We start from the raw sequence: 23,380 nt of genomic DNA on the forward strand, positions 1-23,380 counted from the left end.
ACAATTACCCTCGCTTGACTAAATGACGGAGAACTTTAACAAAACTATCCAAATGATTGTCCAGTTTATACAGGCTGTAAAGCCCGAAACAGAAAATGGCAGATGGAGGAATCCAGAGAATCTGGGGTGTGATTTTCTGACCACGGGTGATTTCTTTGGCTCCCATCCACAGGATATAATATACCAGCACCAGAATCAAAGCCCGCAGGTAGGCTCCGGAGCGTCCTCGTCTTGGATCCGCAACGCCAAGGGAAATGGCCCCCATCGCAAACGCCAGACAGGCCCAGGGGGTAGTGAGTCTGAGCATGAGTTCAATTTTTGATATTCGTGAAGGCATTTCCATGAGGTCCCTTGTTGACACACCCCAGATATGGCCACCTTTTTCGGCGGAAACGATGGTTGGAAGTTTAAAGGCATAATCCAGAGACTGAAACGCAATGGTTCGATAATCTCCTGTTTCCGGGTCACTGGAATAAACCATTCCATCAAACAGTCTCAGCACAATATCCTGCTGTTCTTCCCTGAAATCAATCACCCCACGGTCTGCCATCACCACCATGGATTCCGGTTTCAGTTCCTGATCAGTGATAAAAACCCCTTTCAATTCCCCTTTTTCATCTTTTCCCTGAACATACAGTACCTGATTATTGAAATCATAATTCAGCACTTTAGGCACAATGTTCTTGGATGTATGTGATTTCAGAACCTTGATCTTTTCCTCTTCAAACGCGGCAAACCCCGCTGGTTGCAACCAGATGGTCATGACATAGTTGCCAGCGGTAGCGAAGAAACCAAACACAACAATGGCGGACCCAATTTTCCAGAAACTCATTCCAGCGGCCCGCATGGCCGTGATTTCAAGCTCGGTGGAGAGGCGAACCATCAGAATGAATGCGGAAATGATCATTGCCAGTGGAAAAGTCACCGCCAGGAATTGGGGCATGCGGTAGATCAGCATCAGCAGTACACTGAAAACATTAACCCCTTTGGTGACAATGAGGTTGATCAGACGATATACCGTGTCCATGGACAGCACAAAAGTCAGCACCAGCAGACTCATGACATACGGCGCAAACAACTGGGCAAACAGGGAACGGAATACTATCATTGGCCACTACAATCGAATACGGTTTCGGATATCCCAGGCAACTTTCATGGCCTGTAAACCGTCAAGGGCAGATACTTTGGGAGGAACTTTATGCCTGAGCGCATACAGAAAACTCTGAATTTCTGTCATGAGCGCATCCCCTTTTTCCAGTTGGAAAGTTTCCGGTTTCAGATCTTCCGGTTTCAGATTTTCAGAAGGCGTGACTTGAAGTTTCCTGGCTTGTCCTGTTCCATAATCCAGCGACAGATATAAACCTTTCTGAAAAATCCGCATCTTTCTTTCGGCTTTGTCAGAAACACGGCTGGCTGTCAACACCGCCAGACATCCGCCCGGAAATTTCAAACGGGCATTTGCCAGATCGACACTGTTGGTCAAAATTGAAACTCCCGTGGCTTCCACATCACAGGGATATTCGCCAACCATTGCCAGCACGAGATCAATATCATGGATCATCACATCCAGAATGACATCCACATCCGTACTCCGTTTGGGAAAGGGGGAGATGCGGATGTTTTCAATGAATTGAGGATGTTGGACGTGCTGTTGAAATTCGGTAAACACGACATTGAAACGCTCCAGATGCCCGATCTGGAGACACAATTTGCTGGTGTTCGCCAGATCGTACAGGGCGTGAGCTTCATCCAGTGTCGCTGTGAACGGTTTTTCCAGTAATACATGAATCCCTCGTTCCAGAAAATCTTTGGCCACGGAATAATGTGCGACCGTAGGAACTACAATGCTCACCGCATCCACCTGATCCAGCAGCATTTTGTAATCTGAAAACCAGGGAACTGACAGTTCCTCACCAATTTCTTTGGCCCGGTCAGGATTTGCATCCACGACACCCACCAGTTCACAATCAGGAAGTTGCTTATATTTCTGGGCATGAAATCGTCCAAGGTATCCCACCCCCACAACACCCACTTTTAAAATTTTATCCATAGTCCTACCATTACTTATGAATTTCCTCATGCCCTTCAATGATTTTCTGAACCACAGAGGGATCGGCCAAGGTTGAAATATCGCCAAGACTTTCAGATTCGCCCGCTGCGATTTTTCTGAGAATCCGGCGCATGATTTTTCCACTGCGTGTTTTAGGCAGACCTGGAACAAACTGAATGACATCGACTGTTGCAATGGGGCCGATTTCATGGCGAACCAGAGCCACCAGTTCCTTCTCCAGTTCCTGTGATGGATGATGTCCGGTATTGAGGATCACAAACGCGTAAATTCCCTGACCTTTCAGCTCATGAGGAATTCCCACCACAGCCGCTTCTGCCACGTATTCATGAAGCACCAGGGCCGATTCAATCTCCGCTGTTCCGAGACGGTGTCCGGAAACATTGATGACATCATCCACCCTGCCAGTGATCCAGTAATAACCGTCTTCATCCCTGCGGCATCCATCTCCTGTAAAATAATATCCCGGATATTGGACAAAATAGGTGTTGTAAAAACGTTCTGAATCGCCATAAACTCCCCGCATTTGACCGGGCCAGGAGGCTTTGATACACAAATTTCCAGTTCCGGCACCTTCGATTTCCTTGCCGTTGTCATCCACCAGCACAGGCTGAATCCCAAAAAAAGGCAGGGTTGCTGAACCAGGTTTGGTTGTGGTGGCACCCGGCAACGGAGTGATGAGAATTCCACCTGTTTCTGTCTGCCACCAGGTATCCACAATCGGACATTTCTGTTTTCCAACCACGTTGTGGTACCACATCCAGGCTTCAGGATTGATGGGTTCCCCCACAGTTCCCAGCAATTTGAGCGAACTCAGATTCCGCTTCTCGACGTGACGGTTTCCTTCTTTGGCAATTGCCCGGATGGCAGTCGGAGCTGTATAAAAAATATTGACCTGGTGTTTATCAATAATGTCCCAGAAACGGCCCCAGTCCGGAAAATTCGGAATGCCTTCATACATGAGTGTGGTGGCACCATTCAGCAACGGCCCATATAAAATGTAGCTGTGTCCGGTGATCCAGCCAATGTCAGCCGTGCACCAGTAAGTATCGCCGTCATGATAGTCAAACACATATTGATGCGTGAGCGATGCATAGACCAGATAGCCGCCGGTGGTGTGCATCACCCCTTTGGGTTTACCCGTAGAACCGGAGGTATAGAGAATGAACAGTGGGTCTTCAGCATCCATTTCTTCTGGAGGACAAATGTATTTGATGTCTTTCGATGACATTTCTGTATGCCACCAACGATCTCTTGGCGTAGTGATGCTGACATGGGTTCCTGAATGTTTCACAATAATGCAGTGTTGCACATCGGTGTTTTCCAGAGCATCATCGCAAAACTGTTTGAGGGGAACCACATTCCCACCACGAAGTCCACCATCAGCGGTAATGACCATTTTGGGCTGACAATCCAGAATTCTGTTATGCAATGATTCCGCACTGAAGCCTCCAAAAACCACAGAATGAATCGCGCCAATACGGGCACAGGCCAGAACCGCGATTGCCAGTTCGGGAATCATTGGCATATACAGCACTACTCGATCGCCTTTTTTGATTCCAAACTTTTTCATCACATTGGCAAACTGGCAAACTTCACGGTGCAATTGCAGATAGGTGTAGGTGCGGGATACATGCGGGTCATCGCCTTCCCAGATCAGGGCCGCCTGGTTTTTTCTGGGGGTGGTCAAATGTCGGTCAAGGCAGTTCCACGAAGCATTGAGTTTTCCCTCAAGAAACCATTTCACTTCGGCTTTATGATAATCACATGCAGATACCTTTTTCCAGGGTTGGAACCAGTCAATTCGTTTGGATTGTTCAGCCCAGAATTTATCCGGTTCAGTCAAAGATTGTTGATACCATTGCTTGTAGGTTTCCTCATTGATCAGGGCGTTTTCTCGAAATTTTTCACCCGGTTCAAATACTTCGGACTGACTCATGGTTTCCTCTAAATTGAATTATTAACTCATTGGTGATCACGCCAAGTGGTATCACTTTATAAACAGGTTTTTGTTTATGGTAAAAAAGGAATGACCTGATTACCCAGGATCATACTGTAATGTTTGCTATTCCCTGTAATCAATTTCAATCCGTAATGTTTAGCGGTTGATGCGATCAGTGCGTCAGCCATTTCCATTGAAGGGCTCAAACAGAATTGTTCCACCCATATGCATGCCTGTTGTGAAATAGACTCTGTGATATGGATGACTTCTACTTCCCACTGGTTTAAAGCTTTTTTAAACCAGTGTAATTCCTGTTTGTTTCTCATACCACGCATTAGTTCCATCCATGTAACAGCAGATATTTGAAAACCTGGGCTCTCATGAATCAATCTCACAGCATTCGGATTTCCTTTGGATACCCAAATCAATACATCACTGTCCACTATCATGCAAATCGGCCTTTTCGTAGTTGTCGAATGTAAGCAGTTGGATCTTCCATATCCTTACGATCGTTCCACATGCCGATAAATCCGTTATCCTCATTTCCAACAACTTCTGAAAATAGCGGTGTCATTTTGATTTGTTTTCCTTGGAGTTCTAAAATCACCTCATCTCCACGATCTAAAGCATCAAGAATGCTTTGTGGTCGGGTTTGCAAATCATTGGCTGTCGCATGCATAGGGACTCCTTACATCAAATTTACATCCAGATGAAAACATATACTGTTCTTCTGAGATAGACAAAGGTTCAGTTGGATAAACCTTCAAGCTCCTGAATCTGTTGTTTGAGTGCGTCAATGGTTCTTTGAGAAGTTTCTACCTTTTCCCTGAGTTCTTCAACAACCTGTGCCGGAGCTTTTTGTAAAAAGCCCTCATTTTCGAGTTTTTTCTGATTTTTGCTCACAAAATCTTCTTCCTTTTTCAGATTTCGTTGCAACGATTCAATTTCCTGACGCCAGTCAATCGCTGACGCGTCAATGTGCGCCACGCTTTCTTCAAAGTAGGAGCTCAGCGTGTCTTTGGCGGTTTCAGGCTGTTGACGAACCAGTTCCAGTTGTTCAAGCCGTGCCAGACGCTTGATCAATTCCCGGTGTTCCTCAAAAACAATAAAATGTTTTTCAGACTCAATTCGAGCGTTGATTTTCTGATTCAGTCCGATTTTTGCCTTGTCTCGTAACGCTCTGATCTGGGTGATGGCTTCCTTGACCACAGATATTTTAGCGTCACTTTCAGGATAATGATGCTCAGGACGGATTCCCGGCCAGTAACTGGTGATCAGCATGGATTCAGGCTGAAAATGCTCCCATAGAACCTCTGTCACAAACGGCATGTAAGGATGAATCAGTTTCAGCATCGTGGTGAAGGCATATGCCAGAACCTGATCATCTTCAGGAGTTCGTTCAGGTTTTTTATCCATTTCCAGATACCAGTCACAAAAATCACCCCAGAAAAAATTCCGGATTGTTTCGCCGACATCAGAAATACGAAAGCTTTCCATACTGCTTTGAACAGACGCGATCAGACCATTCAGACGATGCAACAGCCATTGTGCCATCAGATTATTGACCTGTGCGGGCGGAGTCATGGGCGTGTTGTCACCAATGGTCATCAAAATATAACGTCCCGCATTCCAGATTTTATTCACAAATCTGCGGCAGCTTTCGAGTTTTTCAGGATAAAGACGCAAATCCATTCCGGGGCCAGTGCCCATGATCAGTGAAAAACGCAGGGCATCGGTGCCATAGTCGCGGATACTTTCCAAGGGATCAATACAGGTTTCAGGCCGGGATTTGGACATTTTTTTCCCATCCCTGGTTCTGACCATTCCATGCAGATAAACCGTTTCAAAGGGAATTTGCCCGGTCATGTAGGTTGTCATCAGAATCATGCGTGCGACCCAGAAAAACAGGATATCATAACCTGTTTCCATCACCTGTGTGGAATGAAATTTTTGAAAATCCGGACTGCGCTTCAGCAACTCTTCAAACGAAATTGAAAAATCACCCGCCAGTTCAGGATCAATCAGGGTGCTCCAGGTCCACAACGCCGATGAAAACCACGTATCCAACGTATCAGGATCCTGTGTCCATCCATCTTCCGCGGGAGGTTGGAGACCAACATACAAGTCCTTGCCGCGATACCAGACAGGTACTCGATGGCCCCACCAGATTTGACGGGAAATGCACCAGTCTCTCAAATTTTCAACCCAATGAAAATAAGTCGCGTTGAATCGATCCGGCACAATTTTAACATCATTGGAACGGACAACATCAATCAGCACTTCTTTCAAACTGAGTTGCTTACCTTTCCAGGAAACAACCGGCTTGTTCACATCAATAAACCACTGTTCTTTGGGCAACGGTTCAATGGGTTGTTTGGTCCTGTAGCAAATGGAAAGAGCCTGTTGATAGGATTCTTTCTTTACCATCAAACCACTTTCTTCCAGATCCTGAACAAAAGCGTCACGACAAGCCCGAACCGTCATGCCTTGATAGCAACCAACCACAGGGAGCATCTTTCCATCTTCTCCAATGATCTGTAGCACTTCCAGACCATGCCGCTGAGACATTTCATAATCCACCTGACTATGGGCCGGTGTTACACCGATCACACCAGAACCAAATGTGGGGTCCACCTGAGGATCCGCAAAAACCTTGACGTTAATTTTTTGTCCTTTGGGCCATGTCACTTCTACCATTTTACCCACATAATCCCGATAACGCTCATCGTCAGGATGAACCGCTATCCCGGTATCACCAAGTTTGGTTTCCGGGCGGCTTGTTGCTACTTCAAACGGACCGTATTTCATGTAATACAAGGTGGACTGCACTTCCTGATGCTCGATTTCATCATCAGAAATGGTAGTCTGTAGAATGGAATCCCAATTGACAATCCGATATCCCCGATAAATCAAGCCATTGTCATACATTTTTTTGAAAGTGTCATTCACACACCGATTGAGCTGAGGGTCCATGGTGTAACGCTCTCGAGACCAGTCACAACTGGCTCCCATGGCACGAATCTGGTTGCGAATCGTTCCCCGTGAGTTTTCCACATATTTCATGATTCGGTTCAGGACTTCTTCTCGTCCTAAAGTTTTTCTAGGATCAGCGATATGCTCTTCATCCTTGATTTTTTGGAGGACTACGTTTTCTGTTGCGATTGCGGCATGGTCGGTGCCAGGCAGCCAAAGCGCTTCATCGCCCAGCATTCTGTGCCAGCGTGTTAAAATATCTTCGAGAGCCAGCATGACAGCATGGCCGACATGGAGTTGCCCGGTTGCGTTGGGAGGAGGCATTGAAATTACAAACGGTTTCTTGTCGGAATTGGCGTTGGCCTGAAAAGTCCCGTTGTTTTCCCATTTTTCATAAATGTTTTTTTCAAAAGACTGAGGATCATAAGCTTTATCAATCGGATTTTTCATGATGTGACAGTGGTAAAAATTGGGAGAGATGGATGGTAAATCCTGTTTTCAAAAGGAAAAGTGCAATCCTGGAGATCCTAGAGCAGATGTTCCAGTCCATAGACCAGTTCTTTGAGGACCTGAACTTTTTTACAGGCCAGACACACACCTTGCATGAAAGAACTGCGGTGCAGAGAATCGTGGCGGATGGTCAGAATTTCATTGTTTCCACCAAAAATCACTTCCTGATGCGCCACAAGTCCCGGTAGTCGGACGGAGTGAATTGGAACCCCCTGGGCGTTGGCACCACGTGCGCCAGCAAGGAGTTCTTTTTCTTCCAGTTTTTGAGGCATTCGGCTGCGGTTTTCCGCAATCATGGCGGCGGTTTTGACTGCTGTTCCAGAAGGTGCATCCGCTTTTCGGTTATGATGCAATTCAATGATTTCAGCTTCAGGAAAATAGCGTGATGCTTCTTTGGCAAATTTCATCATCAACACCGCACCAATCGCGAAATTAGGTGCAATGAGGCCGCCCAACTTTTTTTGCTCTGCTAAATGTTGCAGTTCCTGAACCTGCTCCGGCAAAAGTCCACTGGTTCCAATCACAGGGCACGCACCGGATTCAATGATTTTCCTGGTGTTATGGAAGGCGACTGATGCTGTGGTGAAATCAACCACAACCTGTGCCCTGGAACTGGCAATTACCGCGGAAAGATCATCACCCAGATCTGTTTGCCCAACCAATTCAAGGTCAGGATCCTGCTGAATTGCCTGAACAGCTTCCTGCCCCATTTTTCCTTTTGCCCCATTGACCAACACACGAATCATAACGGCCTCTCAAGATCTGATCAAAAATAAAGACGATAAAAAATTTGTTCGAAGAAGTAAATGCAAGCCTGTCAAAAGACAAGTACAAACATGGTTCATCCCAAGATGTGAACTACCACTTCTCTTGTACTTCCATGGTCACGGTGTTCCCAAAGATAGATCCCTTGCCAGATTCCCATATTCAACCGTCCTTGTGTGACCGGAATCTGTTCTGAGGTATGTGTTAATGCGGACCTGATATGAGCAGGCATATCGTCTTGTCCTTCGGTTGTATGTCTGAATCCCTGTTCATGCGGTTTGATCATACGCGACATGAAAAACTCCAGATCTCTAAGCACATCCGGGTCAGCATTTTCCTGAATCAGCAAACTTGCGGAGGTGTGCTTGATAAAGAGACAGCAGAGCCCTGTACCAATGCCGGATTCCTTAACAAGGTTCTGAATTTCATGTGTAATATTGATAAACTGTTTGCCCTTTGTCAAAAATTTCAAGGTCTTCTGATATGGCATAACATGATCCTGATTCATGGTGAAAAAATTGAAATGTTATGTGTCATTGTCTGTTTGATCAAGAAGCTTGTGAACCAGATCCAGATTCAGGGAAACATACATGGTTGATGTTTGGGAACAACTGACCGTTCCAGGTTGGGATCCTTTAATTTTTCGTACATATTTTCGCTGAGTATAAACAACTTCAATTTTTTCATTTTGACGGATTTTTGAATAATATGCGGCAAGATGTACTGCGTCTTCCAATGTTTTGGGCGGAAGTGGTGATTTGGGATATTTGACCACGACATGCGCTCCTGGTGATTGCTGGGCATGAAACCACCAGTCATTGCCGTTTGCCATATGAAAAGTGACCTGCTCATTTTGTCTGGCATTACGACCGATGATGATCATCAAACCATCTCGACTGATACGCTGTACCGGCCCCTGCTGTACAAATTGCTGATTACTCTGTTTCATTGACTTTTTAGCGGTAGTCGAGATAAACGCGGGCAATTGTGTTTTCCAAAGCTCCATCTGGTCAAATGTTCTCACAGTCTCCATTTGTTGTTCAGCAAGATCCAACTCCTCCAGTTCGGTCATGGATTGAATCATTCGTTCTTCAACCATGGGAATTGCCTTTTTGAGTTTGGCGGCTTTTTTAAACAACCGATCCATGTTTTCCCGTGGAGAAATTTTCTCATCCAACGGGATTGAAACAGGCGTAAGATGTTCATCAAAATAATCCACGACCCTCACAGAAGACTGTCCCCGAATAATCGTATTCATGGAACTTTTGAGCAATTCACCCCATTTTTGAAAAAGGGCATGCTGCTGGCACTGCTTCAGGTCCATTTCCTGTTTGGATAACCTGCGACCAATTTTTTTTTTGAGATGTTTGAAATGCTGATGATAGAAGGCTTGATCAAGCTGGCAAGAATGTGCTTGTTCAAGATTTAAAAAATACTGATCATTTTTCAGGTCATCCATATTTTTGGGATTGAGCAAAAACGGAGAAAACCACTTTTCTGGCAGAATATAAGACATGCCCTGTGAAAGTTTTCTTCCTGCCTGGTTGGGATTGTTCATGGCCATCAGCAATGTGTTGTTTTCATCCAATAACAACAGGTTGCTGGCAGATCCGTTATCTTCCCAAATTAAAAAATATGATGGCCCTTGAGGGTGATTCAGACAAAACTGGATCACCTGGGGATGAATCAACACCATATTCTCAAAGGAATACCCATTAATTCTGTGTCTCAGCCATAAACAAAAAAGTGGTGGATTAGGCGGATTGCGGAAATGACGTTCTGTTTGATATATTCTGGGAATATGAGAATTAATAGAAAATATCCAGGACTGACGAGCATGATGAAACACCTCAACGACCACCGTATCGGCAAATGGCTGGTTTATTTTTTGGATATGTGTGCCAATCAAGGGCATCATCCAGACAGGAATTGTACTCGACATACTTTTATAAACCTCATTTCAATAATTGTGATGCATACCGGTTATCAGTGGCTGATTATTATCGTATCAAGCCTGGTTTTAAGTCAACTGGCTTCTTGTGGTCGTTTTGCAGAACCAGAGCATGAAACAGACCCTGGTTTTTTATTCAAGGATTCAGGTTTGATAGAGTGTTTCAAATTGTTGGAATCTGATAATATTTACCGGATCACCGAGATGACCTGTTCCGATCAACAAATTGGAGATCTCACTGGTATTGATGGATTGATTAATCTGCGGAAGCTGGATCTTTCACAAAATGCCATCACCGATATTACTCCCCTGCAAAATTTGAAAAATCTGGACAACATCAACCTTTCCGGAAATCAAATACAGGATATTACGCCCCTGTCTCAATTGACATTATTAACCAAATTGAACCTGTCTCAAAATCAAATTAATTCCGGTGAGGCTTTGGCCGCTTTGACTGCGCTGGAAGAACTCCTTTTGTCTCAAAACAACCTATCCAGCATAATCCATCTTAAAACTCTGACCAAGCTCACAAAAATCGCGCTTGCTGATAATCAAATCACAAATATTCAAGACCTGACCTCGTTGATTCATCTTCAGGAAATTGACCTGTCAGGCAATACGTTACAGGATACTTCACTATTATCCAGTTTGCCGGACCTGAAAGTGCTATATTTGAGCAATGCCAATATTCATGATTTAACGACGTTAGTCGAACTCACGCAACTTCAATCTCTGGTTCTCGCCAACAATAATATTGAAGATATTTCTGCCATTCAGCAGTTTTCCGCATTAACCGGGTTGGACCTTTCAGGGAACAAAATAAATATGATCAGCCCGTTGAAAACTTTGTCGAACTTAAAAATTCTGTCTTTATCCAGTAATCTTCTGACGGACCCTGAACCTTTAAAAACCATGATTAATCTGACATTTCTTTTTCTGGATGAGAATCCATCATTATCATGTGCCGGATTAACCACTCTCCTGAATACGATGAAAAACACACTCATCAGCCCAGATTCGCCAATTCCCAGTGAAAACTGCATTAATCCCTGACACAATATGGCTGTTTACCGTTTCTTAGCAATATTCTATTTTATATTTATTTCAGAAATTCCTGGTTTTGCGGCTGATTTTTCAAGCCCTATCATTATCCCTCACTACCATATTATCGAAAAAATCCGGACAGGCATGTATGGGCTTCAATTCGAGGAGCATAAACAAGAAATTCAATATTTGATTGATCAGGTTGAAGAACCCGTCAAAACAACGTATCAAGCCATATTCAATTACATGGAACTTACGGCCCATTTTCCCAATAACTATGAATCATACCTTGTCCGGTTTGAACAGAGTTCAGACCAAGCCCTGAAATTGCTCATGTCAGATGACAAAAAACAACAGAAACCATTCTGGTCTGTGTTTCAGGGAATTGTGTTTGCCATGAAAGCCGGGGTCGCTTTGGGAATACGAAAATCATACTGGGATGCCTACCAATATGGTGTGGAAGGCGTCGATCTTTTTGACCAACTCAGGGAAGATTATCCAGAATTTTATGATGCCGCACTGAGTTCCGGGATCTTGAAAGTCCTGGTATCCCAAGCCCCCTGGATTGTTCAAAAATTAGCAACATGGTTTGTCCCGACAGGCACGTTGGAGGACGGTTTGTCTGATTTGAATTTGGTCATTCAGCAGGGAAACTATGCCCGTGAAGAATCACGGTTATTTCATGGTTATCTGATGTGGGCCAGAATGCCTGTCTCTGTAAGAAGAAAACTGATTCCACAACTTATCCCACTGTTAAAGCAATACCCTGACAATATTCAACTCTATTTCCTCATCGCTCTTGGATATGAAAAAACAGGGCAATACCGACAGTCCATGAATTATGCAACACAGGGACTTGAAAGAATGAAAATAACTCAGAGTGTTTTCGTCAACCATTATCGGGATGCGTTAAACGGGATGTTGTTATTCGTTTTTTTTAGAAACCAGGTTCGTTTAATCAATCATCCAGGTCAGTGGCAAACTCTGGAAGAACAAACCCAAGCCATGAATGATGCTTCAGGTGTTTCAGCGGCATTTCATATTTACTCGATCATGAAACAGAATCGCTGTGTGGATTGTCAGAAAATGGCGGTGGATTTGATGGATAAAATTAAAGATGAATCATTGAGTGTGCCTTTTTTTATTGCACCGTTACGGTTGTCTTTGGCACAGCAACTCAAACAGGTGATAGAAGATATGATTGATGAGATGAAAAAAGGCGGGATGAAATAAGTGCGTGTTTGTTGCACGCACTTAGACAGAATTACGGCTTGGTATAACTCATAGAAGAGGCGGCATCAGCAAACGCATGCCCACCAGTCAACAGAGGCCCAAGTGCAACAGACAGTGCACCAATGAATCCGCCAGCACCGTAGGTTCCTACGCCAAAGGTAACTTCCAATCCGCTGAAAAACGCATCCATTGTTCCACAGGTCAGGGCATTACGGGTTGAACCGCCTTTTCCTCCTGAGACAACAGCAAGATCCGCGTCACTCAAATCACCTGTAATATTCGGATTAGCCGGCAACACCAGATGAATGTGGTTTTCTGTATTGGCATGGACACAGATATTCCCTTGAGGTTCAACCCCCAAAATTTCGCGAATGGTAGCTTTGGGTTCGGCAATCAGTTTTTTCTTGAAGGCTTCATCTTCAAGAGCTCGCTTGGTGATCTTGCCAAGAATCGGATCCGCCTCCAGATTAACACTTCGTGCCTGCGTTTTATCAAGCAACACAAAGTGCATAATGTCTGTTGAGTTATCATGCACTTCTAACGTAACATCTTCAGTCAATGGTTGTCCCATCTCTGCCAGGACAGCTTTGGGATTTTCCATAAATCGGGATTTGAATGAAGAATCTTCCCATGTTTTGTGAATTATTTTTTCATATTGTTCCATAGACCCCTCTTGTCTCAATCAATAATTATGTAGAAGAAGCTTCTCTAGCGAAAACAACACCACCAGTCATCAGTGGATTGGCCAAAGCACCCAAGGACCCCAGGTAACCACCTGTTTTACCTGTGAAAAACTTTTGACCAGCTTGAAACAGTTTGCTAGCGCCATTACAAAAAAGTTCATTCATGTTTTTACCACCAGCAACCATTGCCAGATCCGCATCGCTCAAATCACCTGTAACATTGGGATTGACTGGAAGCACCATATGAATTTCTGTCTCAGTGTTGGCATGAACACAAATCTTACCTTGAGGCTCAACACCCAAAACTTCTTTTATCGCATTTTTAGGATCTCCAAGTAAACGCGCTTTGTAATCACTATCAGCCAACGCTCGTTTAGTAACTCTTCCAATAACCGGATCAGATTCCAGACTAGCCTCATCAACCTGATTGGAATTCAACAAGACAAAATGCATGCTATTCAGTGTGTTTTCATGAACTTTGACGTTAATATTTTCGCTCAAATCCTGTCCCAGTTCTTTCAGGATTTCTTTTGGAAAGCTCATCAGCCGTTGCTTATAGGCGTCATCGTTCCATGCTTTTTGTATGATTTCTTCGTACTTTTGCATATTTCCCCTCTTAAAAAGGTTGGTGAGGAATCTTCTTCCCAAAAATCTGTTCAGTCAATTAATCAGCTCAACAGACAAAGCTCCTTAATAAACTTTCTCCTAACAAATACTATTTTTATTAAATCGCCAACCCAGTTGTCAATGATAAATCATCCACAAGTTGCCAGAGGTCACGTTTTGTTTTAAATGCACAATTAATTTATATAGTTAAATATTTATTAATTAAAAATAAAAGTGCTAACGGGAATATGTAATATTTTGAATGGTACAAAATGACTCGTCAACGTAATTTCTCTGGAGCGAGTTCTGAGAAATCCTTGATCTTTTTATCGCCCCCCACCAATGATGCGCTATCAATTCCATTCCCTTAATTTCGCATTAGAACTGATAGTTTTTTGCAGAATGTCCATTTTTTGACGGATCATGCTAAGTTCCTGATTCAGAAAAACCTCCAGACGCTGAATATGTGACTGAATATCCTGAATCATCTCGGATGAAGGGGATGAGGATGGCTGAGAAATCATTGTTTCATTAAACAATTCACCACAATTCGCTGGCATTTCAGAAAGGCGGACGCTCAGTCCAAAAGGCTTGGGGCGATTTTCGTCATAAATCTCACCCGTAAATTTTGCTTGAGGAAATTTTTCACCATGAAACATAAATGGTGTATCCCTGCCAGTATAAACAAACGGCTGTGGCACAACAGGAGAAGCTTGTGTGAGCTGAACTTGTTGGGAAACAAAAAGTTCTCCTCGCCCAGTTAAATCAATCTGTTCGTTCACGGCCCGTTGAAAAACAGCGGGCATATTTTCAGAAAAAATCTCACTTTGGTTCATGACAGAACGACTCACTCCTGAGCGGGCAGAAAAAGGACTATCTGTAGGCGTTTCCACAGGGGCATTCAGTAGCGTTGCGGGCGTTTCAAAAATCTGCCAGTGCCCAGAATTCTTCTGCTCCGTATAGGAAGCGCGTTGAAAGGCCCCTGGCATTTCAGTGTTTCCAAAAATTTCCCACTGGCTACTTTGAGGAATCAATAAATAATCACGCCGTTCAAAAGCACGATCCTCTGGTATTTCAGTTGATTGTGGTTGAACCTGAGCTTCAGCTTGCGCGAAGGTCTCTGAAATCAAATCACCGGAAACAACCGGGAATAGCGATAGTTGATTGGTTGGCTCATTCTGTAGATCAGAAGCAATGGAGAAAGATCTGGTGGTTTGAGCAAAGGCAACCGAAGCTTCTATGGAGGGAGTGATCAACGCCTGCTCTTCCTGCTTTTTCAACTCTGCGGAATATTGTTGGAAATGGTCGGGTTCATGAAAATACGCTAAGTCCAGAGAAGAATTCCAATTTTCAGAACCGGACAATGTTTCTGATTCCTTGAGTTGAACATCGGCCACGGAATAGTTGTTTTCCTCGTCAGTCTCCTCTGTCAGGGGTACACGTCCGTAGAACTCCTGATTGAAAAGCATGGAGGGATCCAACGTTCCCAAGGGTGCGGGCAAAGGGGTTTCTATCGTGTCTGATGACTGGTCAAACAGTCCCCATGAATCAATTTTTATGTTTTTTTCAGCAGTCATAATCATAAATTTTATCAATTATCAGGAATACTATGATGACCTCCGACACATATATTGAACTTTGGGTGAGCGTTCCCTGTTCTCTTGAAGATCTTTGGAGCAGTTTCTGTTTTGAGCATGGCGCGTCAGGCATTGAAACGCTCGAAGAAACACAGGATGCCATCCGTATGAAAGTTTTTTTTGAAAATATGGATTCTTCCCGAATTGAGCCATTGACTCAGATTTTTCATAAGCAATATCCTCACCTTTCTTTAGTAACACAAATAAAACTGGAAAAGAAAGAGTATGAAAACTGGAAAGATTCATGGCATGAGCATTTTAAACCGATTGAAATTGGCAAAACCCTGCTGGTATGCCCTCCGTGGGATATTCCGGTTAAGACTTCCCGACATCTTGTGGTGATTGATCCCGGGCAGGGCTTTGGCACAGGCTATCATCCCTCTACCATGCTGGCCCTCATGGTTCTGGAATATTTGCTGGAACACGAACCGGGACCACTGAAAACCCTGGCAGATGTTGGTGTTGGCTCAGGAATTTTGTCCATTGCGGCCTGCCGTTTGGGAATATTACAGGCGGATGGGGTCGATATTGATCCGGTAGCCATTCCTGATGTCTACAAAAATGCGGAACTCAATGGGCTTACGTCACGCATACAGGCTTTTGCCGGGTCCTGTGAAAAACTTCAAAAGTCCTATGATGTTGTGATCAGCAACATGCTGATGCATGAGTTGGTCTCTGTCAAAGCGGAAATGGCACGGCTCACTGATCGACAAGGATATCTGATTTGTAGCGGACTTTTGACCTCACAGGCTGAAACATTTTGCCAGTTGATGACAACGTATGGGATGAAATTGCATTATTCTCAGATTCAGGGTGAATGGACGGCTCAGGTGTTTGTCAAAACAGCATGAAGTGCTTATTTCTGAAGCATGAAATGCACAGGAAGCCTGATCTGAAATGACGAGCGATAGACACTCAGTTCCCCGCCAAAATTCCGGATGATTTGAGCCATTGCGTCAGCATGATCATGAAGCAATTCGAGGGCGGCCTCATTCAATGAGCCATGAGCTTCATGGGCAATCTGGACATCATTCACCCGTCCTGTCACATCAAAAACAATAGCCAGTTCAACATGACCTTCTATGCCTCGTCGAAGTGCTGTTCGAGGATAATAGCGATTGATGTCTATGTTCCTCAGATACGCATTCAATGAACGGGAAATTTTCTGAATTCCTGACTCAACATGTTTTTCATCCATTTTATTCGGACTCTGTTGAATTCCCATTGATGCCGTGAGTGGTGATGGCGAAGTTTCCATGGCAGTTTCAAAAGTTGCTGGAATAGTGTCGGGGATTTCTGAAGCCAACAGTTCCCGTGATTTATCTGAATCGGGTGTCTGTATTTCCGCTGTTGAAATTTCCTTTTCACGGGGGTTTGATATATGGTCTGAGCTTGTGAGAGGAACCTCCGGTAAGGTTGATATGGCTTCATGCCTGGCAGGTGCCATTGCTACTGACGTTAGAGTCTCTTTCTTTTTATGGTTTTTATTTTTTTTCAGTACACGTTTTACCTGATTATTTTTTTCAGGCACGGCTGTTTTTTCAGCAATCTGCTGGTTGGTCTGTTCAGACACTACCGGAGATTGTGCCTTGATTGCTGTTTTTGAAACCATATTGGCTGGTGATGAAAGAAACCTGATGGCGATGGATGCTGAAGTCGGAGTCGGTAACGAAATTGTTGGAAGCCATGGCATGTTCCATAGAATGCCATGAATCACCGACGATGCCATCAATAACGACCAGAAACGTCTTTGACTGGATAACATTTGATTCTTCCGTCAGTGTTTTGTTACAAAGGATTTTTTAGCAACGCATGATCGTGCACTTCTTCCGGGTGACCATCATTAAAATTGACCCACGAGTATCTTATTGAACCATTCTCATGCCTGAGTGGTTCCATCCTGACATGAGATGATGAACAATAAAAGACAGATGATGCATCTTGTTTGCACAAACAGTGCATTTCTTTTAGTCTCGATTCAACTGGATAACAAGGACTAAACAATGAAAACCTGCGTTGTTTTTATAATTATCGCGTTAAACCTGAGCCAACTGGCTTCTGTGCAAGCCGGTGAATTCCGCCGACCTGGTCAGGGAATCCGCAACCTGGGTATGGGAAATACCGGCGTTGCTCTGAGTTCTGATGAAAATGCTCTGCAATATAATCCCGCAGGACTTGCCGGGATTGATGAGATGTGGATCACGACGCCTGTGACTCTTGAAATTTCACAGGACAGTGTCGATCTGGTGACTGACGCTCAGAATATCGGCGATGCCCAAGTGAGTGACCTGATTGGCATTGGTCTCAACAAGCAACTCCATTTACGGTTTTACCCTGGAATCGCTTTGGTGGTCCCCTTTGACGGCATCGCTTTTGGAGCTAGCACAGGAATGGAACTTCAGTTTGATTTTATTGCTAAAAATCCGGTTTTGATAGAAATCGAACTTGGTTTGAGAATTGATATGCTCCAAAGCTACGGACTTGGTTTTGAGCTGGATGATGGCCATTGGCTGGTTGGAGTCGCAGCACATACCATTGAACGTTGCGATCTGCAATTATCACTCAGTCTGGGAAGTGTGGTAACTACCGGCACGGATGTCAATGCTTACGATTCACTGGGATGTAGCGACCTTGGATTCAATGCCGACACAGGTTCCATTCAAGGGCTGGCAAAAGCTCAAACCTACGATATCGGTTTTCAGAGAAGGATGGAATCCGCCAGTTCATTGCGAATGATATTTGGTATGGTGGCCAAACAGGTCACCGGAATGAATTTTTCCCGAAAATCCGATCAAACCACACCTCTCGATGAACCCATGGAAATTGATGCGGGATTGTCATTCCAACCCCAAACAGATTGGATAAGGATGCTTGCCGCAATTGATCTCAAAGATCTGACCATGAGCCGTATTGAGGACGATCCGGTTTGTCAATGCCTGGAAAAACGTCTGCATCTTGGCATGGAAATCGGCTTCAATCCTCTGGATACCGGTAGCAGTTCACTGGCATTGCGAGCTGGATTTAATCAGGGATATTTTACTTATGGCATTGAATTCAACCCGTTTATTTTTTTCCGGTTCATTACCATTCAGGCGGCCTCCTATACAGTTGAACGCGGTACATCGCCGGGAGACAATCCGGAAAACCGGAAAGTGGTTCAAATTTCTTTCAACCTGTAAAGGTACTATGGCATCACTTAAACATTTCAGAATCTGTCTGACACTATTTCTATTCCTGATCATCCCGGGAGGTTGTGCGGATATCGTGCAACCCTCAAATGCGTCTGTGTGCGAAGACGCGTTCAATGCTCGCGACTATGATACCGCCATTGAAAAGTGCACAGATCGCAAATCATTGGCAGGTGCCTATCTGGGGAAAGCAGGATTTGATATTGTCAGTTTGCTCAAATCCTCGGAAAGTCCGGTGGAAACCCTTGAAGATCCTACCTCCGGCGCACAACTGGGTTCAGATGTCAGCGCCGGCGCTTCAGTGATGAATATCCTTCAGATTGGGACATCTCAGATTTCTTCTGAGACAGATCGTCTGACAGCCATGGAAACAGCCCGAACATATTTGGCTAAAGTGAGCGAACTCCTTAAAGATGAAACTGCAAGTACCCTCTCTGGAGATGAAATTTTTCTGGAAATATTCGCCACCTTGTTTGACACCATTCTGGTTTATGTGGAAACTCTGGATAAAGGTACAACTGACGACGACGGGGTCCCTGAGCCTATTTTGACCGACACGAATGGAAAACAATACCTGACCGACGAGAGTGGCGTTCCATCCCCCTATCTCGGTGACGCCGACGGCAAAGCCTACAAGGTGAACGATGGTAGCACCACTCCCGCTCCATACTTCAGCGATGCCACAGGCAAAGCTTACAAAACCAACGCTGACGGAAGTGTCGCCCAAACAGTTACAGTAAACGGCGTGGTACTTACCTATACGGATAACACCACCGTCACGTTCACCAGCCAGGAATCAGTGTTAAGTGCCGTCAAGGTTTCGCTGGAATATACCGATGGCACTGCGGCTACTTTTGATAGCGCTACAGAGGCGGCGGATTCCGTGAAAGTCGCATTGGCTTACACCGATGGTTCCGCTGCGGTTTTCACTGATCTGAATCCGAATCAGGAAATTCTGCCTCAATTGATGGAAGAGGTGGAACTGGATGTTCAATGCGTGACGATCTCTGATGCGGATTCTGCTCTGATCAAAGCCGACGGACACATTTGGGACGCTGAACAATATGGCGCATTTTGCTCTATTTTTAGAGAAAAAATCATAGAGACTGGAACACTGGATCAGATCAAGGAGGACATGAAAGCGGGAAATGGAATCATATTTGATATCACGGAAGTCCAAGCCGAGGTTTGTGCGGAGTTGGTTCCCATGATTGAAAGTTTTTCACAGTTTTCCACGGCGCTGAACAAATTGATCGAAAAAGCGGGATCCAACACAGCCTCAGACAATGACACTATTTCCGGATCATCCGCCGCCATTGACGAACTACTGGCTGAACTGGGATGTTCTCGATGATGTCGTCTATTGACTCATCATCGTCAGAAACCGGTCAAATAAATAGCTTGCGTCTCTGGGGCCTGGAGCCGCTTCAGGGTGGTATTGCACCGAATACGCGGGATATTCCGTCGACTCAATTCCTTCCACAGTGTGATCATTCAAATTCCGGTGCGTTACCCGCACTTTTTCAGGTAGGCTGTTTTCTTCGACCGCAAAACCATGGTTGTGGCTGGTGATCTCAATTTTATTGGTCGCATAGTCCATCACCGGATGATTCCCGCCATGATGTCCGCATTTCAATTTGTAGGTTTTACATCCCAGGGCCAGTGAAAGCAGTTGATGCCCAAGGCAGATTCCAAATACAGGAACTTTGCCCAGTAGATTCTGAATGTTATCAATGGCAGAGTCTACCGCGGCCGGATCACCCGGGCCATTGGAGAGAAAGATGCCATCGGGTTTTGACGCAACCAGGGTTTGCCATGGGGTGTTATAGGGATAGATCGTTGTTTCGATGCCAAGTGTTGCCATGATTTTCAGAATATTGTGTTTAATCCCATAGTCATAGGCCGCAACCTTGTAGCGCACTGGAACCGCGGCTTTCCAGACATAAGGTTTTCCTGTAGAAACACGAGGAGCCAAGTTTTGTCCATCCATGGATGGAATAGCCAACGCTTTGTTGCGGACAGTTTCAAGATCGAAGCCCTCGGTAATCGGCATCAACAAACCGCCACAGGCACCATCATCCCGAATACTTTTAACGAGTGAGCGGGTATCAATGCCTTCCAGGATAGGCACATTGTTTTCAGTCAACCATTGATCCAGACCATTTTTTGCCCGCCAGTTGCTTGTAATCCAGCTCAATTCCTTGACAATCAAAGCCGATGCGTGAATTTTGACAGATTCCATGTCTTCAGGATTGATCCCATAGTTTCCAATCTGTGGGTAGGTCATGGTTACAATCTGACCTGTATAGGATGGATCCGTAAGAATTTCCTGATATCCTGTCATGGCTGTATTAAAAATGACTTCACCTTCCACGGAAACAGGTGCTCCTCTTAAAATTCCGCGAAAACATTTTCCATTGCTTAAAATCAATATTCCTTCTTTCATGAAGCCTTTCCTTCTGAATCCAAGCTGATTGTTTATTGGGTTGGGGTCTGAATCATCCATGATTCACGACTGATGGATGAATCATCGCTGGAACTCTTTTCCAGACTTTGACAATGATAGATCATGGCATGTATGGTGGTGGTTTGTTCATCCGCCACAGAGCGGAGGAGTTTGACATGGGTCGCCTCCATTGAAGCGGCTTTGTTTCGGAGTTTGTTGAGTGCCTGTTGATAACTGTTGGGCGCACTCAAAAGCACCATGGTTTGAATGGATTCCTGAAATTTGCATTGGGGCAACTCTTCCGGATTCTCCAGAAAGCCTACTTTCTGGCCTGATTCAGTCAGAGTGATTTCACCGGTGGAACATGCCAACAGCAGAAATATTATACTTATTCCAAGAAATCGGATCATCCCAATCATCGTCTATAATTCAATTGTCACCTGCTCACCGTCTGTGACAGAAGCCAGTTCTTTCAACCAATTCCGGTTGATGCCAATATAATGTTGCTCAAGCCATTCATCAACCACTACAAACGGCTCTGAATAATCCCGCATTGTACTGCAATGGCAAGATATTTTCACTTCATAAACTCCTTCAGAAAGATGGGGCAACAGGACATTCAAGGGCGAATTCCAGTCCTGCGATTTTTCCCATAAAATATGGTTCAACCCCTGGTCATAAAGACTTACAGCCAGGGTTGAAATAGTCCTTGATGGTTTGGAAAATTGGATCTGGATCGGTTCCTGATGGAAAAACGGTCCGGGTTCAAAGAGTGGCACCACAGGATTGCCAACCTGATTGAGCAATGAACCCCAAAAAGAGGGAAACATTCCATTCTGCCCTGTGGAAGCAGACAGATCGTGAAGTAACCATTTCCATGAAGCCGTCTCCCAAATCCAGGTTACTTTTCCCAGATCATAGGACGAGCGCGCGGTAAGAGCTGTGTCAGCATTTTGAGCCGTCCATTGAAAAAATGGTTGTTTTTCCGGATTCCACTCAGGGGGAATATGAGCAGTCACCCCCTTTGCCTGATGTTGCCATCCATCAAAAACAACGGCATCTTCATTGGCCGTGAACAGAGCCTGATAGGCGGTAATATCTGGTAGCAGATCGCCGCCGATCACGATGATCTGTTTACCATTTTTTAAATAATTCTGAAAACTTTGCTGGTACGCCTGATTGTTCAAATATTTCTGAATCGGAAAATTATGAAAGATCACTGCGTCAAACTTGGGCAACTCTGTCTGAAACAGCACACTCACAGGAAATTGAATCAGGGAAAGTTCTGATTCCGGAACACCCTGAAAGTCTTCATAGGGATCACGTAAAATATAAAATGAGACCAGATCCACACCAGGGATATGCGTGAGCAAGGTTCGCATTCTGCTGACATCCCATCCGGGACGTCCGGCAATATGCAGAATTTTTTGTTTCAGTGGTCTGATGCTCACGGGTAAATACGCCGTGTTGTTGTATAGATTGGGGTCCTTGGACAAGGGCAGTAACCTGAGTTGCAATACGACATTTCCAGTTCGTGGAGGAATCCACGAAATTGACGCATCCATCTGATTTTTCCCGGGTTCCAGAATGATTCTCTGCCGGGAGAGAACCGCGTTGCCATCTGTCAGTACAAGGAAGGTTTCCTGATCCTGAAGCGCATGATAGGAGATCTGAAGCTGAATAGAGACCTGTGTTTTTTCAAACGCGACCTGAGGAGCCACCACTGAATGAATTCCAGAGTCACCCGGTTTCATGGCAAATGACTGGAAATCGGGAACATCCACAGTAATTCCGGATTGCCGCAATTGCGTCAGCACGTCAGGCATGATTTGTTCCCGACCGGTATCATAACCGTCCGAAATCAACAACATTCTGCTTCCTGAAGGCAGGGACGTTTCCTGAATCCATTCCATCAATCTCGATGACAATGGTGATGTTTTGACCACAGGAGTCTGCGATGAATTGGCTGGAGGAAACAACGGAATGAGTTTCAGAGCATAGCCATCGTAATGCTGTGTCAGTTCATCCATGATTGACGGGGGCAGCAACGATTCCGGGTTTTGCAATGTAGTCGTTGACAGATTTTGTCGCAACACTCCCTGTAGCAGACTGACGCTATTGTCAATCACCACTGGCAGAACAGGTTTGAAAGGCGCATTGCGGGAATTCAGGAAGGGAAGCAACGACAGCAGTATCAGAATTCCTGCCATCCGGATCAGGAGGGACCACTTCCGGAATGGAATATGATATCTGAACAAACTGAATTCATAAAGGAGTGTCCCCAGAAGGATCAATCCGCACAGACCATAAAACAAAAGCATCATGGATGATTTC

At 44.7% G+C, this 23,380-nt stretch carries 20 protein-coding genes and 1 pseudogene; 5 read left to right on the forward strand and 16 right to left on the reverse strand.

The window, feature by feature from the left end:
- Positions 1 to 4: 4 nt before the first annotated feature.
- The 9 genes and pseudogenes from HQM11_02505 to HQM11_02545 form a co-directional block, all read right to left on the reverse strand.
- Entirely contained in the window at positions 5 to 1,108 is a 1,104-nt protein-coding gene (locus tag HQM11_02505; protein ID MBF0349870.1) for an LptF/LptG family permease, read from the reverse strand.
- A gap of 15 nt (positions 1,109 to 1,123) precedes the next feature.
- Positions 1,124 to 2,041: pseudogene (locus tag HQM11_02510) on the reverse strand (Gfo/Idh/MocA family oxidoreductase).
- 19 nt (positions 2,042 to 2,060) lie between these two features.
- Positions 2,061 to 4,007 carry an acetate--CoA ligase gene (acs, locus tag HQM11_02515; GenBank protein ID MBF0349871.1) on the reverse strand — a complete coding sequence of 649 codons (1,947 nt, stop codon included), beginning with the start codon at positions 4,005 to 4,007 and terminating at the stop codon, positions 2,061 to 2,063.
- A gap of 74 nt (positions 4,008 to 4,081) precedes the next feature.
- Positions 4,082 to 4,459 (reverse strand): type II toxin-antitoxin system VapC family toxin, encoded by a 378-nt coding sequence (locus HQM11_02520; GenBank protein ID MBF0349872.1) that lies wholly within the window; start codon positions 4,457 to 4,459, stop codon positions 4,082 to 4,084.
- Positions 4,456 to 4,689 (reverse strand): hypothetical protein, encoded by a 234-nt coding sequence (locus HQM11_02525; GenBank protein ID MBF0349873.1) that lies wholly within the window; start codon positions 4,687 to 4,689, stop codon positions 4,456 to 4,458. Before HQM11_02525 ends, HQM11_02520 begins: the two co-directional genes overlap by 4 nt.
- A gap of 68 nt (positions 4,690 to 4,757) precedes the next feature.
- Positions 4,758 to 7,433 (reverse strand): valine--tRNA ligase, encoded by a 2,676-nt coding sequence (locus HQM11_02530; GenBank protein MBF0349874.1) that lies wholly within the window; start codon positions 7,431 to 7,433, stop codon positions 4,758 to 4,760.
- A 77-nt stretch (positions 7,434 to 7,510) separates the two neighbouring features.
- Complete coding sequence (locus tag HQM11_02535; protein MBF0349875.1) at positions 7,511 to 8,239, reverse strand: 4-hydroxy-tetrahydrodipicolinate reductase; 729 nt, start codon at positions 8,237 to 8,239, stop codon at positions 7,511 to 7,513.
- A 95-nt stretch (positions 8,240 to 8,334) separates the two neighbouring features.
- Complete coding sequence (locus tag HQM11_02540; protein ID MBF0349876.1) at positions 8,335 to 8,748, reverse strand: YjbQ family protein; 414 nt, start codon at positions 8,746 to 8,748, stop codon at positions 8,335 to 8,337.
- Positions 8,749 to 8,784: 36 nt separating this feature from the next.
- A complete protein-coding gene (locus HQM11_02545) occupies positions 8,785 to 10,200 on the reverse strand; it encodes a DUF814 domain-containing protein (GenBank protein ID MBF0349877.1) in 1,416 nt (471 codons plus the stop codon).
- A 27-nt stretch (positions 10,201 to 10,227) separates the two neighbouring features.
- Here HQM11_02545 and HQM11_02550 point away from each other — a divergent pair, with 27 nt between their 5' ends.
- The gene (locus HQM11_02550; GenBank protein ID MBF0349878.1) at positions 10,228 to 11,262 is read left to right on the forward strand and encodes a leucine-rich repeat domain-containing protein; all 1,035 of its coding nucleotides are present in this window, start codon (positions 10,228 to 10,230) and stop codon (positions 11,260 to 11,262) included.
- Between the two features lie 6 nt (positions 11,263 to 11,268).
- Positions 11,269 to 12,486 carry a hypothetical protein gene (locus HQM11_02555; GenBank protein ID MBF0349879.1) on the forward strand — a complete coding sequence of 406 codons (1,218 nt, stop codon included), beginning with the start codon at positions 11,269 to 11,271 and terminating at the stop codon, positions 12,484 to 12,486.
- A 31-nt stretch (positions 12,487 to 12,517) separates the two neighbouring features.
- Here HQM11_02555 and HQM11_02560 read toward each other — a convergent pair whose 3' ends face one another.
- The 3 genes from HQM11_02560 to HQM11_02570 all read right to left on the reverse strand — a co-directional run bounded on the left by HQM11_02560 (position 12,518) and on the right by HQM11_02570 (position 15,352).
- Positions 12,518 to 13,150: an NHLP leader peptide family RiPP precursor gene (locus HQM11_02560; GenBank protein MBF0349880.1), complete on the reverse strand. Its 633-nt coding sequence runs from the start codon at positions 13,148 to 13,150 to the stop codon at positions 12,518 to 12,520.
- A 25-nt stretch (positions 13,151 to 13,175) separates the two neighbouring features.
- Entirely contained in the window at positions 13,176 to 13,775 is a 600-nt protein-coding gene (locus HQM11_02565; protein MBF0349881.1) for an NHLP leader peptide family RiPP precursor, read from the reverse strand.
- 353 nt (positions 13,776 to 14,128) lie between these two features.
- Positions 14,129 to 15,352 (reverse strand): hypothetical protein, encoded by a 1,224-nt coding sequence (locus tag HQM11_02570; protein MBF0349882.1) that lies wholly within the window; start codon positions 15,350 to 15,352, stop codon positions 14,129 to 14,131.
- Between the two features lie 32 nt (positions 15,353 to 15,384).
- Between HQM11_02570 and HQM11_02575 the strand changes: the two genes are divergently transcribed.
- Positions 15,385 to 16,263, forward strand: a complete 879-nt coding sequence (locus HQM11_02575) for a 50S ribosomal protein L11 methyltransferase (GenBank protein MBF0349883.1) — start codon at positions 15,385 to 15,387, stop codon at positions 16,261 to 16,263.
- 5 nt (positions 16,264 to 16,268) lie between these two features.
- Here the strand turns inward: HQM11_02575 and HQM11_02580 are convergent, their stop codons facing one another.
- Positions 16,269 to 17,177 carry a TonB family protein gene (locus HQM11_02580; protein MBF0349884.1) on the reverse strand — a complete coding sequence of 303 codons (909 nt, stop codon included), beginning with the start codon at positions 17,175 to 17,177 and terminating at the stop codon, positions 16,269 to 16,271.
- Between the two features lie 238 nt (positions 17,178 to 17,415).
- On the opposite strand from HQM11_02580, the gene HQM11_02585 reads away from it, so the two are divergent.
- Both HQM11_02585 and HQM11_02590 read left to right on the forward strand, forming a co-directional pair.
- A complete protein-coding gene (locus HQM11_02585; protein ID MBF0349885.1) occupies positions 17,416 to 18,591 on the forward strand; it encodes a hypothetical protein in 1,176 nt (391 codons plus the stop codon).
- Positions 18,592 to 18,598: 7 nt separating this feature from the next.
- Positions 18,599 to 19,954 carry a hypothetical protein gene (locus HQM11_02590; GenBank protein MBF0349886.1) on the forward strand — a complete coding sequence of 452 codons (1,356 nt, stop codon included), beginning with the start codon at positions 18,599 to 18,601 and terminating at the stop codon, positions 19,952 to 19,954.
- A 6-nt stretch (positions 19,955 to 19,960) separates the two neighbouring features.
- On the opposite strand, the gene carA is transcribed toward HQM11_02590, so the two are convergent.
- The 3 genes from carA to HQM11_02605 are packed head-to-tail and all read right to left on the reverse strand — an operon-like array spanning position 19,961 to position 23,370.
- A complete protein-coding gene (gene carA, locus HQM11_02595; GenBank protein ID MBF0349887.1) occupies positions 19,961 to 21,046 on the reverse strand; it encodes a glutamine-hydrolyzing carbamoyl-phosphate synthase small subunit in 1,086 nt (361 codons plus the stop codon).
- Between the two features lie 32 nt (positions 21,047 to 21,078).
- Positions 21,079 to 21,456: a hypothetical protein gene (locus tag HQM11_02600; protein MBF0349888.1), complete on the reverse strand. Its 378-nt coding sequence runs from the start codon at positions 21,454 to 21,456 to the stop codon at positions 21,079 to 21,081.
- Between the two features lie 12 nt (positions 21,457 to 21,468).
- Entirely contained in the window at positions 21,469 to 23,370 is a 1,902-nt protein-coding gene (locus HQM11_02605) for a hypothetical protein (protein ID MBF0349889.1), read from the reverse strand.
- Positions 23,371 to 23,380: the final 10 nt, after the last annotated feature.

Source organism: SAR324 cluster bacterium (assembly GCA_015232315.1).
GTDB lineage: Bacteria > SAR324 > SAR324 > SAR324 > NAC60-12 > JADFZZ01.

Excerpts from the sequence above, each read along its gene's own strand:
- HQM11_02565 (MBF0349881.1), bottom strand. The coding sequence starts at position 13,775 with ATGCAAAAGTACGAAGAAATCATACAAAAAGCATGGAACGATGACGCC.
- acs (MBF0349871.1), bottom strand. The coding sequence starts at position 4,007 with ATGAGTCAGTCCGAAGTATTTGAACCGGGTGAAAAATTTCGAGAAAAC.
- HQM11_02560 (MBF0349880.1), bottom strand. The coding sequence starts at position 13,150 with ATGGAACAATATGAAAAAATAATTCACAAAACATGGGAAGATTCTTCA.
- HQM11_02590 (MBF0349886.1), top strand. The coding sequence starts at position 18,599 with ATGGCATCACTTAAACATTTCAGAATCTGTCTGACACTATTTCTATTC.
- HQM11_02570 (MBF0349882.1), bottom strand. The coding sequence starts at position 15,352 with ATGACTGCTGAAAAAAACATAAAAATTGATTCATGGGGACTGTTTGAC.
- HQM11_02600 (MBF0349888.1), bottom strand. The coding sequence starts at position 21,456 with ATGATCCGATTTCTTGGAATAAGTATAATATTTCTGCTGTTGGCATGT.
- HQM11_02555 (MBF0349879.1), top strand. The coding sequence starts at position 11,269 with ATGGCTGTTTACCGTTTCTTAGCAATATTCTATTTTATATTTATTTCA.
- HQM11_02545 (MBF0349877.1), bottom strand. The coding sequence starts at position 10,200 with ATGTCGAGTACAATTCCTGTCTGGATGATGCCCTTGATTGGCACACAT.
- HQM11_02530 (MBF0349874.1), bottom strand. The coding sequence starts at position 7,433 with ATGAAAAATCCGATTGATAAAGCTTATGATCCTCAGTCTTTTGAAAAA.
- HQM11_02520 (MBF0349872.1), bottom strand. The coding sequence starts at position 4,459 with ATGATAGTGGACAGTGATGTATTGATTTGGGTATCCAAAGGAAATCCG.
- HQM11_02525 (MBF0349873.1), bottom strand. The coding sequence starts at position 4,689 with ATGCATGCGACAGCCAATGATTTGCAAACCCGACCACAAAGCATTCTT.
- HQM11_02580 (MBF0349884.1), bottom strand. The coding sequence starts at position 17,177 with ATGTTATCCAGTCAAAGACGTTTCTGGTCGTTATTGATGGCATCGTCG.
- HQM11_02585 (MBF0349885.1), top strand. The coding sequence starts at position 17,416 with ATGAAAACCTGCGTTGTTTTTATAATTATCGCGTTAAACCTGAGCCAA.
- HQM11_02535 (MBF0349875.1), bottom strand. The coding sequence starts at position 8,239 with ATGATTCGTGTGTTGGTCAATGGGGCAAAAGGAAAAATGGGGCAGGAA.
- HQM11_02505 (MBF0349870.1), bottom strand. The coding sequence starts at position 1,108 with ATGATAGTATTCCGTTCCCTGTTTGCCCAGTTGTTTGCGCCGTATGTC.
- carA (MBF0349887.1), bottom strand. The coding sequence starts at position 21,046 with ATGAAAGAAGGAATATTGATTTTAAGCAATGGAAAATGTTTTCGCGGA.
- HQM11_02540 (MBF0349876.1), bottom strand. The coding sequence starts at position 8,748 with ATGCCATATCAGAAGACCTTGAAATTTTTGACAAAGGGCAAACAGTTT.
- HQM11_02575 (MBF0349883.1), top strand. The coding sequence starts at position 15,385 with ATGATGACCTCCGACACATATATTGAACTTTGGGTGAGCGTTCCCTGT.
- HQM11_02605 (MBF0349889.1), bottom strand. The coding sequence starts at position 23,370 with ATGATGCTTTTGTTTTATGGTCTGTGCGGATTGATCCTTCTGGGGACA.